The sequence below is a fragment of the Gluconobacter oxydans DSM 3504 genome (assembly GCF_000583855.1).
Classification (GTDB): domain Bacteria; phylum Pseudomonadota; class Alphaproteobacteria; order Acetobacterales; family Acetobacteraceae; genus Gluconobacter; species Gluconobacter oxydans.
On sequence record NZ_CP004373.1, the window covers coordinates 1,991,596 to 2,005,493 of the forward strand.

The window sequence follows — 13,898 nt, forward strand, 5'->3', positions numbered from 1 at the left end:
CCTTATGTCCAGCACCCCTGACACTACTGCGACCCCGGCACGGACCGGAACCGTTCCCGTGACGGTCCTTACGGGCTTTCTCGGCGCCGGCAAGACGACGCTTCTCAATCATATCCTGACAGCCGAGCATGGCCGCAAATATGCGGTCGTCGTGAACGAGTTCGGCGAACTCGGGATCGACAACGACCTCGTGGTGGATGCCGACGAGGAAGTGTTCGAGATGAACAACGGCTGCATCTGCTGCACGGTGCGCGGGGATCTGATCCGCATTCTGGGCAGTTTGCTGCGTCGGCGGAACCGCTTTGACGGTATCATTGTCGAGACGACCGGACTGGCCGATCCGGCTCCGGTCGCGCAGACGTTCTTCGTGGACGAGAACCTGCGGGAGAAGGCCCGTTTGGATGCGGTCGTAACCGTCGTGGATGCGTTCAACGTCATGGAAACGCTGGACGAAAGCCCCGAGGCCGTGAACCAGATCGCATTTGCGGATGTGATCGTGCTCAACAAGGTGGATCTTGCGGATGAAGAACGCCGCAAGGAGATCGTGGCCCGTCTGCGCAAGATCAATGCGGTGGCGCAGATCCATGAAGCGCAGCACGGTGGCGTGAAGCTGACGGATATTCTGGACCGTGGCGGCTTTGATCTGACGCGTGCGCTCAAGACGATGCCGGACTTTCTGGAGAACGAGCATCATTCCCATGAGGAAGGCATCACCAGCATTTCCCTGAGCATCAAGGACCTGATCGACCAGCGTCGTTTTCAGGCCTGGATCGGGGCGATCCTTCAGGAGCAGGGCGCGGACATCCTGCGGGCCAAGGGCATTCTCCATTTCAAGGGCGAGAAGGACCGCTTTGCATTCCAGGCCGTGCACATGATGGCGGATGGCGACTTCATCGGTCCGTTCCGTGAGGGCGAGAGCCGGGAGTCCCGTCTGGTGTTCATCGGCCGCAATCTCAACCGTCCCCAGCTTCGTCGCGGCTTTGAAAGCTGCATTGCGGAATGATGGGCGATCTTCTGACGGACCGGGGCGGAGAGCGCCGGTTCGAGAGCCCGGTTGTCCAGGTTGTCTCCTCGCGGGACGGGCACGGTTTTGCCGCACTGACGGCAGACGGGGAGCTTGTGCTGATCCCCCGGGACCGTCTGCGGGATCCGGAAAGCTGGGCGGTTGTCGCGGCGCATGATGGCGGCCTGTGTCTGGCGCAGGATTGCGCTCCGGATGCGTTCCTGTCGGGTGGCGAGGACGGAAAGCTCGTCCGGACGTTCGCTGACGGGCGGAGCGAGACCCTGCATGAAGGCCGGCGCTGGATCGATTGCGTGGCGAGCACGCCGGATCATCTGGCGTTCTCGACGGGCAAGCAGATCGAGGTCCGCAAGGCGGAAGGGCGGGAGACGCTCAAGGTTCTGGAGCATCCTTCGACCGTGACCGGCATCGTGTTCGATGCGAAGGGCAAGCGGATCGCAGCGTCACATTATAATGGCGCGTCGATGTGGTTCGTGCAGGCCAAGGTCGATACCGTGCGGCCGTTCGAATGGAAGGGCAGCCATATCGCGATTGCCATCCATCCGGGCGGGGAGGCTCTGGTGACGTCCATGCAGGAAAACGACCTGCATGGCTGGCGTCTGTCGGACGGGCACAACATGCGCATGAGCGGCTATCCGAAGCAGGTGAAGTCGCTGGCGTTTACGCGTAATGGCCGCTGGCTTGCGACGGCCGGGGCAGATGCGATCATCCTGTGGCCGTTCTTTGGCGGTGGGCCGATGGGCAAGGCCCCGGCCGAACTGGCGCGTCTGCCGGGACTGTTCGTCAGTGCGGTCTGTCCGAATCCGAAAGAGGACATCATCGCGGCGGGCTATGAGGACGGGACGGTCGTTCTCGCGGAAATCGGCGGGGGCGACCAGCGTGTCCTGCCGCTGTGCTCCGGACAGGATACGAAGCGTGGCAAGGTGACGTCGCTGGGGTTCACGCCACAGGGCGGGTCTCTGGTGTTCGGAACCGAAGAGGGGGTTCTGGCGGCAATCGACCTCTCCAGTGCGGACTGAAGCCTGAAAGGGGCGGCAACTTTTCTGATGAATTGTTGCTGCCCCTGAAACACGGTATGTTCGCTCATGCCCAGCATGGACCCCGCCCCAAAAGCGTCTGTGAAGACCGTGGTTTCGCCGGACGCCCCGCCGTTTCCGGCGGAGAGGCCTGCTGATCTGAATATGTACGGGGATCTGAAAGCATTTTCGGATCTCGATCTTGATGACATTGCCGTCGCGGCGGCGGCCGTCTGTCGCACGCCGATCGCGCTGGTCAGTATTCTCGACGGGGACCAGCTCTGGTTTTCCGCGCGGGTCGGTACGGATCAGCCGTCCGGGGCCCTGGCCAATTCGGGATGTGCGCCTGTCATCGCGCGCAGGGTTCCGGTGGTAATTCCCGATATGATGGCCGATCCCGAGACACGGAAAAACGGTCTCGTCTGCGGGGCGCCGGGTCTGCGCTTTTATGCCGGTTATCCGCTGTTCACCGCAGAAGACGAGGTTTTCGGCACGCTGTGCGTCGTGGATCTTCAGACACGTCCGCAGGGTCTGTCGCAGGCGGAAAGTAACGGACTGGCGGCTCTGGCGCGTCAGGCCATGCGGCTGATGGAGATGCGTCGGGAAACCGTGGCGCAGGAGCGGCGTCTGACGGCGCAGCAGATCCGCAGGGAGCGGGCCACCCGACAGGCCAGACAGGCGGAGGCGGAACGCCGGCATACGCTGGAAAAATACGCCATCCAGCAGGCGGCCGGAGCGGCTGGCGGGGTCGGGATCTATGAATATGATCTGACCAGCGGGGACATCGCCGTTTCCCCGGAAGTCTGCCGCATCATCGGTCTGCCCGTTACGGATGTCGTAACGGTGCGACAGTGGGTGGCGCAGGTGCATGAGGACGACAAGCCCCAGATCCCGGTCCTGTCGCAGCTGCTGGACGGATCGGCGCCTCTGAAACTCGAATATCGCGTGGTGCGGGCGGATGACCAGCGGGAACGCTGGGTCCTGCGTCAGGGCGTGCTGGACCGCGATGAGGCGGGGCGTCCCGTCCGCCTGATCGGAACAATCCAGGACATCACGCCTGAGCGGAACGCGACCAGCCGTCTGACAACCCTTCTGGCGGTGGGCGATGCCCTGCGGATGGCCACGACGCGCAGCCAGGCATTGACGGAGTCCTGCCGCCTTCTGGGGCAGCGGCTGGAGGTGCAGCGTGTCGGGTTCGCGGCAATTACGGTGCGCGACGAACTCTTTACCGTCGATCAGGGATGGTGCGCGCCGGAAATGCCGGTGGTTTCGGGAGAGTTCTCCTTCAGGGCCTTTCGCCGGACGTCGGATTTCCTGCGCAGCGGAGCCGTCCTCATTCTGGACGATCTCTCCAGTCCGTCCTGGATGCGCGAAGAGCGTGAGGCCTGTCGTGCGGTGCAGATCGAGGCGCAGATTGTCGTCCCGAAAATGGATCATGGCGAGCTGACGGGCTGTCTGTTCGTTCACAGCGCTCTTCCGCGGGAATGGACGCTGGATGAGACGTCTTTCATCCGCACTGCCGCGGACCGGATTTTTGCGGCGCTGGACGAATGGGATGCCGAGACGCGTCAGGAGATCGTCAATCATGAAATCCTGCACCGCCTGAAGAATACGCTAAGCATCGTGCAGAGCCTGGCGCATCAGGGGTTCCGCAGCGTGGATGACCAGGGGCCGCTCACGACCTTCACGTCTCGTCTGGTGGCGCTGAGTGCGGCGCATGACCTGCTGATGCGCCGGAACTGGCAGTCCACGGATCTGGCGAGTCTGGTTCAGGGTGTGCTCACGCCGCTGGGCGTGGAGAACAGGGTTCAGGTCTCGGGGCCGTTTCTCAAGCTGGGTCCGGATACGGCAACGTCTTTTTCGATGCTGCTGCATGAACTGGCGACGAACGCCATGAAGTACGGTGCGCTGAGTGTTGCCGAGGGAACGGTCTCCCTGCACTGGACGATGACGGGCACGGGTGAGGGGGCTGTCATGGCATTGCAGTGGCGTGAGGCCGGTGGACCGCAGGTTACGCCACCTGCACGGACCGGCTTTGGCGTGCGTCTTCTGAAGGCCGGACTGGGGCGGCACGGGAAAACGGAACTTCACTACGCCCCGACGGGTTTATGTGCAGACCTGACCGCCCCCATCTTGTCGCTCGCGACGGTCTGAGACTCACCGGAGACCCGTTTTACATGCCGGAGGACCCTGACACACGGCCCACGATCCTCATCGTCGAAGACATTGTCTTCATCCGTATGATGACGGAGGACTACTTCGCGAATGCCGGTTTCAGGACCCTGAGCGCGCGTACGACGGCAGAAGCCATAGTGCTTCTCGAAACGGATCCGACGATCCGTTACCTGTTTGCGGATATTCACCTGCCAGGCGGTGAGGACGGCCAGAAACTGGCGGCCACGGCCCGGAAGCGCTGGCCCCCCGTGAAGATCATCCTGACCTCCGCCGATATGCCTGCGGATCAGGTCCGGCTGCCGGTGCGCGGCCTGTTCGTTCCCAAGCCCTACAGTCTGGACCGGATCAGGCAGGCTTTCGAGACGATGCCCTGATCGGACTGCGGGTCAGCGTTCCGGCTGCGGATCCGAGGTCCGGTCCGTGTGGCCGAGGTCGCGTTCGGGAGCAATAATGTCCCTGACGCGCTGTTTCAGTTCTTTCGGACCGGGAAAGCCGCCGTCGCGCTTGCGCTCCCAGATCAGCGTTTCGTTCACATGGATTTCGAATCGGCCGCCCGTATCGGGGATGAGCGCGACTTCACCCAGGGCCTGGCCAAAGGTGGAGAGCAGTTCCTGCGCCATCCAGCCCGAGCGGAGCAGCCAGTTGCACTGCGTGCAGTAGCGGATGGAAACACGGGGTGAAGCAGGTGTCATGAAGATCCTGTGGGGGCTTTGGAATGTTTGTCCCAAGACAGTCTCATAAGAGTTTCACACGTAAAAGCCTTCGCGCCCGCGGCCGTGAACGTTAAGGATACGGACTGGTTCCTCATTCCGTTTTCCTGACTGGATTTTCCGGCTTATGCGTCCTGCCTTTCGTCTGTCCGCTGCACTGCTCCTGTGTGCGACTGTTCTTTCCGCCTGCGCACCTGCGGCGCATACGTCCGCTACCGCCCAGAGCGGCATCCTGCCAGACAGTGCGGCTCCGGACGAGCGCCTTGTTCTGGCTCCGCCGCCGGCGCCCGGCAGTGCTGCGCAGAGTGATGACGACCGGGTGTTTCATGTCACGCGTGCGCTGAAGGATACGCCGCGTTGGAAACTGGCGCAGAGCGATGCGGATCTGGATCCGGCGCATCTGGCCCGGGATTTCTCCTGTGCTGCAGGTTTCGAGATCGATCTGGCCAGGGCGCCGCATCTGGCCCGTGTTCTGGAGCGCATCCGCCATGCCGTCGGGCACCGGACTTCGGACGTGAAGAAATACTGGCACCGTACGCGGCCGTTCGTGGGCACGAACCTGCCCATCTGCACGTCTCCCGAAGGGCTGGGGCTGAACGCGTCCTATCCGTCAGGTCATACGACGGCGGGATACGGGATGGCGCTGCTCCTGGCGCATCTGATGCCGGAACATGCTTCGGCCATTCTCCAGCGCGGGCGTGTGTTCGGGGAAAGCCGGATCGTCTGCGGGGCGCACTGGAAGTCGGATGTTCAGGCGGGATATCTGAATGCGTCCTCGCTGATGGACGTGCTGCTGGCGCGGCCGGAGCTTCAGGACGATCTGGCGGCGGCGCGGCAGGAACTGCTGGCCATGCAGGGAACGGCCCCGGCTCCTGAGGCGGGGACGTGCGCCGTCGAGCACGACGCCGCGATCCATTCCCTGCTCAGCGAACCGTAAGTTCGTAACCAGTGTCCTGAGAGATCAGGGCACTGGTTTCCTGTCTGCTGGCGGTGGATGATTGTGGTGGGCGCCACGGTCATTGGCTTCCATGAAGCGGTCGGCCAGGCTGCTATACAGTGAATGCGGGCAGATCATCTTCGAGACGCCGAAGGCCAGGAAGGACGTGGCCAGAAGCGCCAGCGTGACCTGCTGGTTATCGCACATTTCCATGACGATGATCGTCGCGGTCAGGGGCGACTGCGACATGCCGCAGAAATACGCCACCGTGCCGAGAAGTACGACCGCGCCGGGCGTGGTGTGGGGCAGGAACTGCTCCACCCAGCCGCCGATCCCCGCCCCGATGGCGAGCGAGGGCGCGAACATGCCACCCGGAATCCCGGAGCAGTACGAGACGATCATCGCCAGATATTTGAGGATGAAGAACGAAGCCGGGTAGTGCTCGGTCCCGTTGAAAATGGCGCGGGCCTGATCATAGCCCGTGCCATAAGTCGCGCCCTTGGAGACAAGGCCGATCAGGGCCAGCACGAAGCCGCAGGCTGCGGCAAAGGCGATCGGGCGCTTGGCGGCGAACTGTCCCACCCGTCCGGGAATGCCGCGTGAGGCCTTGATGAGAATGGCCGAGAAGCTGCCTCCTGCGAGGCCACCGAGAATGCCGCAGGTCAGCACCGCGATCCATGCCGTGCCGACCGGCACGTCCACATCCGCATGGCCGAAATAGGTGTAATTGCCGATCAGCGCGATGGCGGTGACACCGGACAGGACCACGACCGTCAGGGTACGGCCCGAGGCCTTCTGCTCGAAGGAATGGGACAGTTCTTCGATGGCGAACATGATGCCTGCGAGCGGCGTGTTGAAGGCGGCGGCCATGCCGGCCGCACCACCGGCCAGGATCATGCTGCGCCGTGCGGTGATGTTTGATTGTCCGAGCAGCCGTGAGAAGGCGTGCATGATGGACGCGCCAACCTGAACACTTGGGCCTTCACGGCCGATGGAGGCGCCGCAGATCAGCCCGAAAGATGTCAGCAGGATCTTGCCGAGGGACGTCTTGAGGGACAGGACTCGGTCCACGACGGCAACGTTTTCGATGTGCAGTGTCGCGATCGTCTGCGGGATGCCGGAGCCCTGGGCGCCCTTGAAAATGGTGCGTGTGGCCCATGTGATAAGGGCCAGACCTGCGGGGGCGACAACCAGCATGGCGGTGGGGTGCCAGCCCACGATCTGATGGCGCACGCCCGCCGCCCAGTCACCCAGCCGGGCGAACAGGACCGCCACGATGCCGACCAGAACCGCACCCACCCAGTAGACCGCCGTGCGGCGCCACTGGTGCGTCGTGACCTTCGCCGAACGTCGCAGATGCAGGATGCGGTCCTTGCGGCGCATGGCATGCTGCGAGGAGCGACCCTCCGGGATGGGAGGCTCGGGCAGGACGGCGGCGACGGGTGAAGGAGGCGGTGTATCAGCCAATATTCGGACGTCCGGGAGGGAGGGGCGGGGTGTGGAAGAGACGCCCGGTTTCAGGCCCGTGCGCTGATGTTCTGCACGTGCCATTAACGCGGGAAAGGGGTCAAGAGTTCTTGCCCGATGGGGTGCAGGGGACTTAATCCGTCGAGAGCTGTGTCATAAACCGCACAGTCTGATGCGGATTCTCCGCAGTCGCGGTAGGTCAGGTCAGGACAAGCGCGCCGGAATGCTTGGCCTTGTCTTCGGGCTCGACATGGATATGGATGGAGGCTCGGCCGAGTTCCGAACGGATGGCGGCCTCGATCTGATCGCAGATCTCGTGGGCGTCGTGGACCGTAAGCGTGCTCGGGACCACGAGGTGAAACTCCACGAAAGACAGCGCGCCGACCTTGCGGATGCGCAGATCATGGGCCTCGAGCGCACCCGTAGCGCTTTCGGAAATCACGGCCTTGACCGCATCCATCTGCTCGGGCGACGGCGCTTCGTCCATCAGCCCGGACAGGGAGTGCTTCATCATGGAGAAGCCCGCGCGCATGACGTTCAGTGCGACCAGTGCAGACAGCACGGCATCGAGACGGTCCCATTTGAGCAGCGGGATCAGTGAGACACCGATCACGAGCGCGATCGTGGCCCAGACATCCGAGACCACATGCTCGCCCGCGGCCTGAAGCGCCTGTGAGGACTGTTTGCGGCCGACCGTGATCAGGGTGCGGCCCCAGACGAGATTGACCAGCCCGGCCAGCGCATTGAGCGCCACACCGGAGAATGGCGCGTTGACCGGCTCAGGATGGCGCCAGTCATGGATGGCGATGACCAGAATGCCGATGGCGGTGAGGACGACCAGCACGCCTTCGATAACGGCGGAAAGATATTCCGCCTTGCCGTGGCCGTAGGGGTGGTTGTCATCGGCGGGCAGGGCCGCGACGGACATGGCCCAGAGCGTGCCGACGGCTGCGACGACATTCAGGATGGTCTCGATCGCGTCCGAAAGCAGGGCTTCGGAGCCCGAGACCACATAGGCCGCGTATTTGATGGCCAGCACCACCACACTCAGCACGATGGAGGCGCGGGCGACCTTGATGCGGGTGGATGTCATGACAGGTCCTCAGCAGCAGGGCTGGTGCGTGTCGCAGACTGAGGGCTGGGTTTCAAGCTGGAAAGTGGGATGGGCGATGTCAAAACGCGTCCGGACAAGCTCTGCGGCGCGGGCGATGACGAGATCCGTGCTGACGGGTTTCGTGGGGTCGCAGACGAGATGGACGGTCAGGGCGGTCTCGGTCGTGCTCATGGCCCAGATGTGCAGATGATGCAGTCCGGCTACGCCATCGAGCGACAGAAGGGCGGCCTGCACGGCATCCGGATCGATCCCCGCCGGGACGGCATCGAGCGCCAGATTCAGCGAACTCCGCAGCAGCGACCACGTCCCGATCACGATGGAAACCGACACGATCAGGCTCATGATCGGATCGATGATTGTGTAGCCCGTGAACGCGATCAGCAGTCCCGCGATGACGACCGAAAACGCCATGACCGCATCGGCCGCCATGTGCAGGAACGCGCCGCGTACGTTGAGATCGCTCGAGGCGCCTTTCATGAAAAGCAGGGCTGTCACGGCGTTGACCGCAATCCCGACCAGCGCCACCCAACTGATGACTTCACCCTGAACATTCTGGTGCGAGAAGAGGCGCAGGACGGATTCCCAGACGATGCCACCGGTGACGAGCAGCAGGATCGTGGCGTTCGCAAGCGCCGAGAGGATCGTTGAGCGGCGCAGGCCATAGGTGAAACGCGCGCTGGACGGGCGTGTGGCCAGAACCTGCGCCAGCCAGGCCCCGGCGAGACCGAGCACGTCGGACAGATTGTGTCCCGCATCGGCCAGAAGGGACAGCGAATGCGCCCAGACGCCCCACAGGGCCTCCCCCGCGACATAGGCCGTGTTCAGGGTGATGCCGACTGCAAACGCCATGCCGAAACTGGCGGGAGCATGGACGTGCTGATGGCCGAATCCGAAACCGTGACTGTGCCCGTCGCAATGGTCGTGATCATGGTGATGGTCATCATGATCATGGTCCGCATGGTCATGTGCGTGATGCTCATGCGGAAGGGTGGTGCCATGATGATCGTGATCGCAGGCACAGTTGTGATGGGGATCCGGGGTCATGGAGGCCAGTGCTGTGAGAATTGAAAGCCGACCTTACTGCATGTGAGGCGGCCGTCCCATATCTATTGCCGAACCGTGCGTGGCATGGTGTCGTGACTGATATGAACGGCAGCGCTCCTGATGCGTCAGGATGCACACACGAAGAAGGAGAAAGAGACGATGGCTGAAAAGCGTATTCTCATGATCGCAGGTGATTTCGTCGAGGATTACGAAATCATGGTGCCGTTCCAGATGCTGCTTCTGGTCGGGCACAAGGTCGATGTCGTCTCGCCAGGCAAGAAAGCCGGGGAGCAGGTCGCAACGGCCATTCATGATTTCGAGGGGCACCAGACCTACACCGAAAAGCGCGGCCACAACTTCACGCTGAACGCGACCTATACGGGCGTGATGGCGGATGCTTATGACGCGCTGGTCATTCCGGGCGGTCGCGCGCCGGAACAGCTCAGCACCGATGAAAGCGTTCTGGATCTGGTCCGCGCCTTCGTCGAGAGCGGAAAGCCGGTTGCGGCAGTCTGTCACGGTCCGCAGCTTCTGGCGGCGGCTGGTGTCATCAAGGGGAAGAAGATCTCGGCCTATCCGGCCTGCCGGGCGGAAGTGCTGCTCGCCGGTGCCGAATATCAGTCCGTCCCGATGGATGGCGCGGTGACGGACGGCCAGTTCGTGACGGGACCGGCCTGGCCCGCGCATCCCGCCTGGATCGGGCAGTTCCTCAAGGTTCTGGGCACGCAGATCACGCCGTAAGGGATTTGCGCCGGATCGCTCACAACATTGTGGCGAAACGCGGCCTGAAATCGTAGAGAGGGAGCATGACGACTTCCTCTCCTTCTCCCGATCAGCAGCCCAGACAACGCACCGGCAGTTTCGGCCGTGCGGAAGGCCTCATGGAGCGCGCGTTTTTCGCGACACGCTGGATCGCCGCACCGCTCTATTTCGGCCTGACGGTCGGGCTGCTTCTGGTGGCCTTCAAGTTCTTCCAGCAGCTGCTCGGGCTGGTACTGAAAGCCTCAGGGTTGGATTTCGACGACGTGTTCGTCGGCGTTCTGGACCTGATCGATCTGGTTCTGCTGGCCAATCTGCTGCTGATCGTCATGTTTTCGGGTTACGAAAACTTCGTCTCCCGCCTCGATATCCGCACGCACGAGGATTATCCGAGCTGGATCGGGCATGTCACGTTTGGAGACATCAAGATCAAGCTCATGGCCTCGATCGTGGCTATGTCCGCGATCCATGTGCTGGCGGACTTCATCCGCGTGGATGAGACCTCAACCCGCGCTCTGGAATGGAGCGTAGGCATTCATCTGGCTTTCGTCGTCTCCGGCGTGCTGATGGCCATTATGGACCGGATCATGGAAGGCTCGCCTGACACGCATCACGCTGACCCTGCGCCGGCAGTCTCGAAAACGGCAGGGGACGGGCACCACTGATGATCCGTATTACCGAACTGCGCCTGCCGCTGGATCATCCGGAGGAGGCGCTGCGTGAGGCTGTGCTCGCGCGCCTGAACATTGCGCCGGAAGACCTGAAGGCCCTGCATGTGGCGCGTCGTGGATATGATGCCCGCAAGCGCGGCCATATTGTGCTGGTTTATAATGTGGACTGCGACGTCACCGACGAAGCTGCGGTGCTGGCCGCACATGAGGACGATCAGCATGTGCGGCCGACGCCGGACACGACCTATCATCCACCGGAAGCGACGCTGCCTGAAGGCATGCCGCGTCCCGTCGTGATCGGCGCGGGACCGTGCGGAATCATGGCGGCGCTGACGCTGGCACAGGCTGGACTGAAGCCCATCATCATCGAGCGCGGCAAGGACGTGAAGGCGCGGACGGTCGATACATTCGCCCTGTGGCGCAAATCCGTCCTGACGCCTGAAAGCAACGTACAGTTCGGCGAAGGTGGGGCAGGGACGTTCTCGGATGGCAAGCTCTATTCCGGCGTTTCGGACCCGCGACATCTGGGCCGGCATGTTCTGGAAGAATTCGTGCGCGCGGGAGCGCCGGAAGAAATCCTGACCATTTCCAAGCCGCATATCGGCACGTTCCGTCTGGTCACGATGGTCATGTTCATCCGCGCCGAGATCGAGCGTCTGGGCGGCGAATACCGCTTCGAGACCCGCGTGGAAGGGTTCGATATGGACGGCGAGGGCACAGAGCGTCGTCTGCGCGGCCTGCGGCTGTCCACTGGCGAAACGCTGCCGGCGGAACGTGTTATTCTGGCTGTCGGACATTCGGCGCGCGATACGTTCGAGATGCTGCGTGACGCTCAGGTGGAAATGGATGCCAAGCCATTCTCCATCGGTGTGCGGATCGAGCATCCGCAGTCGGTGATCGACGTGGCCCGTTTCGGGGCCAGTGCCGGGCATGAAATGCTGGGGGCGGCGGATTACAAACTCGTCCATCATGCGTCGAATGGCCGTGCGGTCTATTCGTTCTGCATGTGCCCCGGAGGGCAGGTCGTGGCGGCGACGTCCGAGGAAGGGCAGGTCGTCACCAACGGCATGAGCCAGTATTCGCGGGCCGAGCGTAATGCCAATAGCGGCATCGTCGTCGAGGTGAAGCCGGAGCTGGATTTTCCGGACGATGTTCTGGGCGGCGTGGCGTTTCAGCGGAAATGGGAAAAAGCGGCGTTCGTCGCGGGCGGCAGCAACTACAACGCGCCGGCCCAGAGGGTCGGAGATTTTCTGGCGGGCCGTCCCTCCACGTCGCTTGGGGCTGTTGTGCCGTCATACCAACCGGGTGTGACGCCGACGGATCTGACGCAGTGTCTGCCGGCTTTCGTGACGGACGCCATCCGCGAGGCCCTGCCGCAGTTCGAGCGCAAGCTGCGCGGATTTTCGATGGAAGATGCGGTCATGACCGGCGTGGAAACGCGGACGTCGTCTCCCATCCGTCTGCGTCGTGACCGTGACGGTCAGAGCCCGACACTGCGCGGTCTGTTTCCGGCCGGTGAGGGCGCAGGATATGCCGGAGGAATCCTCTCCGCCGGGATTGATGGCATCCGCGCGGCGGAATGGCTGGCGGCCTCTCTTTAAGAGGCCGTTTCGTCGCCTTCCATGTGTTCGCCCGGAAGTTCTTTCGGGCGGATAAGGGCGATGGCACCAGTCACAAGACTGGTGCCCAATACGAATATCTCCGCTGACAGCGGCAGGGTGAGGGCCGTGGGGCCGAACATGGGCACGAATTTCTGCGCCATGCCCTGCCCGATGGAGCCGAGCGCATAGCCCAGCCCCATGCCGAAGCTTCGTGTGTCGGACGGGAAGCGTTGCGCCAGATAATGCGGGACAAGCGCGAAGATGCCCGAAGCAGCCCCACCCATGACGAAGGCGGCGATCAGCAGCATGTTCCAGCCTGGCGCGCTCAGGAACGGCCAGATTGTCAGCATCACGACAACCAGCGCACTGAGCATGACGCGGACTTCCCCGAACCGCTCTGCCAGCCAGCCGCAGAAGACCTTTCCGCTGAACGATCCGATGCAGTAGAGCGTGACCGGCCAGAAGACGGCCTGCTGGGTCAGATGATGGCTGCCGCGCAGGATTGTCGGGTAATAGGTGTAGATCGCGGCTTTCTGGAATTCGAGAAAGCTCATGAACGCGATGGCCTGAAAGGCTGCGCCCGTCAGACGGAATTTCGGACGCAGCTGGGGCGGCGCGTGCTCCTTTCGTCCCTGTGCCAGGCGTGCTTCGCGGTTGCGAAGCCACACCGGACTCTCTGGCACGCCGATCCGGATGAACAGCGCCAGCGCGGCGGGGGCCAGACCGATGAAGAACAGGACGCGCCAGCCGTAATGCGGCAGGACCAGAGCCTGCACGCCGGCCGCGACGAAATAGCCGACTTCATAGCCGGACATCATGAGGGCGGAGGCCATGGGCCGCGTCCAGGCGGGAACGCTTTCCATCAGAAGCGCGGCCGAGGCGGTCCATTCGCCGCCAAAGCCGATTCCGAACATGAACTGCACGGCCATGAGCACATAAAAGTGATGGGAGAGGCCTGTCAGGGCGGAAAAGACCGCAAACCAGATCACGCCGAGCATGAAGGCCGGCTTGCGCCCATAGCGGTCGGCCAGCCATCCCCAGCCGGTATTTCCGACGGCCCGGCCGATGGACTGCCCCATCAGAACGGCCCCCAGATCGGCGATCGTGCACCCGAAATCATGGGCGATGTCCGGTAGCGTGAACATGAGCGTCGTCTGGTCGAAAGCATCCAGAAACCAGCCCAGAAAAGACGCAAAAGTGACCTGCCAGTAGGGCAGGAGGGCACTCAGGGAGCCTTGGGAAGAAGATGTTACGGCGGAGCGGGTGGTGGCATCCGTCATGCAGAATGGGTCCTGTTCCGGCATCGGAGAGAAGCCGTGCCGAAGGGGTGTCACAGGCCCGGAAGAACGTCCGGGCGGGAAACCGTAACAGCTTTGTCCGGAT

The 13,898-nt window shown here is 62.9% G+C and carries 13 protein-coding genes; 8 read left to right on the plus strand and 5 right to left on the minus strand.

Annotated elements, in window-relative coordinates; translation table 11 throughout:
- The first annotated feature begins 4 nt into the window (after window positions 1-4).
- The 4 genes from GLS_RS08765 (at window position 5) to GLS_RS08780 (ending at window position 4,586) form a co-directional block, all read left to right on the plus strand.
- Window positions 5-1,003 carry a CobW family GTP-binding protein gene (locus tag GLS_RS08765; protein WP_041111934.1) on the plus strand — a complete coding sequence of 333 codons (999 nt, stop codon included), beginning with the start codon at window positions 5-7 and terminating at the stop codon, window positions 1,001-1,003.
- Entirely contained in the window at window positions 1,000-2,040 is a 1,041-nt protein-coding gene (locus tag GLS_RS08770; protein WP_041111935.1) for a WD40 repeat domain-containing protein, read from the plus strand. Before GLS_RS08765 ends, GLS_RS08770 begins: the two co-directional genes overlap by 4 nt.
- Window positions 2,041-2,202: 162 nt before the next feature.
- Entirely contained in the window at window positions 2,203-4,191 is a 1,989-nt protein-coding gene (locus GLS_RS12995) for a GAF domain-containing protein (protein ID WP_158413642.1), read from the plus strand.
- A 23-nt stretch (window positions 4,192-4,214) separates the two neighbouring features.
- Window positions 4,215-4,586 carry a response regulator gene (locus GLS_RS08780; RefSeq protein ID WP_041111936.1) on the plus strand — a complete coding sequence of 124 codons (372 nt, stop codon included), beginning with the start codon at window positions 4,215-4,217 and terminating at the stop codon, window positions 4,584-4,586.
- 12 nt (window positions 4,587-4,598) lie between these two features.
- Here the strand turns inward: GLS_RS08780 and GLS_RS08785 are convergent, their stop codons facing one another.
- Window positions 4,599-4,904: a SelT/SelW/SelH family protein gene (locus tag GLS_RS08785; protein ID WP_041111937.1), complete on the minus strand. Its 306-nt coding sequence runs from the start codon at window positions 4,902-4,904 to the stop codon at window positions 4,599-4,601.
- 145 nt (window positions 4,905-5,049) lie between these two features.
- Between GLS_RS08785 and GLS_RS08790 the strand changes: the two genes are divergently transcribed.
- Window positions 5,050-5,859, plus strand: a complete 810-nt coding sequence (locus tag GLS_RS08790) for an acid phosphatase (protein ID WP_041111938.1) — start codon at window positions 5,050-5,052, stop codon at window positions 5,857-5,859.
- A gap of 24 nt (window positions 5,860-5,883) precedes the next feature.
- On the opposite strand, the gene GLS_RS08795 is transcribed toward GLS_RS08790, so the two are convergent.
- The 3 genes from GLS_RS08795 to GLS_RS08805 form a co-directional block, all read right to left on the minus strand.
- Complete coding sequence (locus GLS_RS08795) at window positions 5,884-7,242, minus strand: chloride channel protein (RefSeq protein ID WP_011253149.1); 1,359 nt, start codon at window positions 7,240-7,242, stop codon at window positions 5,884-5,886.
- A gap of 283 nt (window positions 7,243-7,525) precedes the next feature.
- A complete protein-coding gene (locus GLS_RS08800) occupies window positions 7,526-8,419 on the minus strand; it encodes a cation diffusion facilitator family transporter (RefSeq protein ID WP_041111940.1) in 894 nt (297 codons plus the stop codon).
- A gap of 9 nt (window positions 8,420-8,428) precedes the next feature.
- Window positions 8,429-9,484: a cation diffusion facilitator family transporter gene (locus tag GLS_RS08805; protein WP_041111941.1), complete on the minus strand. Its 1,056-nt coding sequence runs from the start codon at window positions 9,482-9,484 to the stop codon at window positions 8,429-8,431.
- Window positions 9,485-9,643: 159 nt separating this feature from the next.
- Here GLS_RS08805 and GLS_RS08810 point away from each other — a divergent pair, with 159 nt between their 5' ends.
- The 3 genes from GLS_RS08810 (at window position 9,644) to GLS_RS08820 (ending at window position 12,515) form a co-directional block, all read left to right on the plus strand.
- Complete coding sequence (locus tag GLS_RS08810) at window positions 9,644-10,225, plus strand: DJ-1/PfpI family protein (RefSeq protein ID WP_041112812.1); 582 nt, start codon at window positions 9,644-9,646, stop codon at window positions 10,223-10,225.
- 65 nt (window positions 10,226-10,290) lie between these two features.
- Window positions 10,291-10,908: a TIGR00645 family protein gene (locus tag GLS_RS08815; protein WP_041111942.1), complete on the plus strand. Its 618-nt coding sequence runs from the start codon at window positions 10,291-10,293 to the stop codon at window positions 10,906-10,908.
- Window positions 10,908-12,515 (plus strand): NAD(P)/FAD-dependent oxidoreductase, encoded by a 1,608-nt coding sequence (locus GLS_RS08820; RefSeq protein WP_041111943.1) that lies wholly within the window; start codon window positions 10,908-10,910, stop codon window positions 12,513-12,515. Before GLS_RS08815 ends, GLS_RS08820 begins: the two co-directional genes overlap by 1 nt.
- On the opposite strand, the gene GLS_RS08825 is transcribed toward GLS_RS08820, so the two are convergent.
- Complete coding sequence (locus GLS_RS08825) at window positions 12,512-13,795, minus strand: MFS transporter (RefSeq protein WP_041111944.1); 1,284 nt, start codon at window positions 13,793-13,795, stop codon at window positions 12,512-12,514. The genes GLS_RS08820 and GLS_RS08825 overlap by 4 nt on opposite strands.
- Window positions 13,796-13,898: the final 103 nt, after the last annotated feature.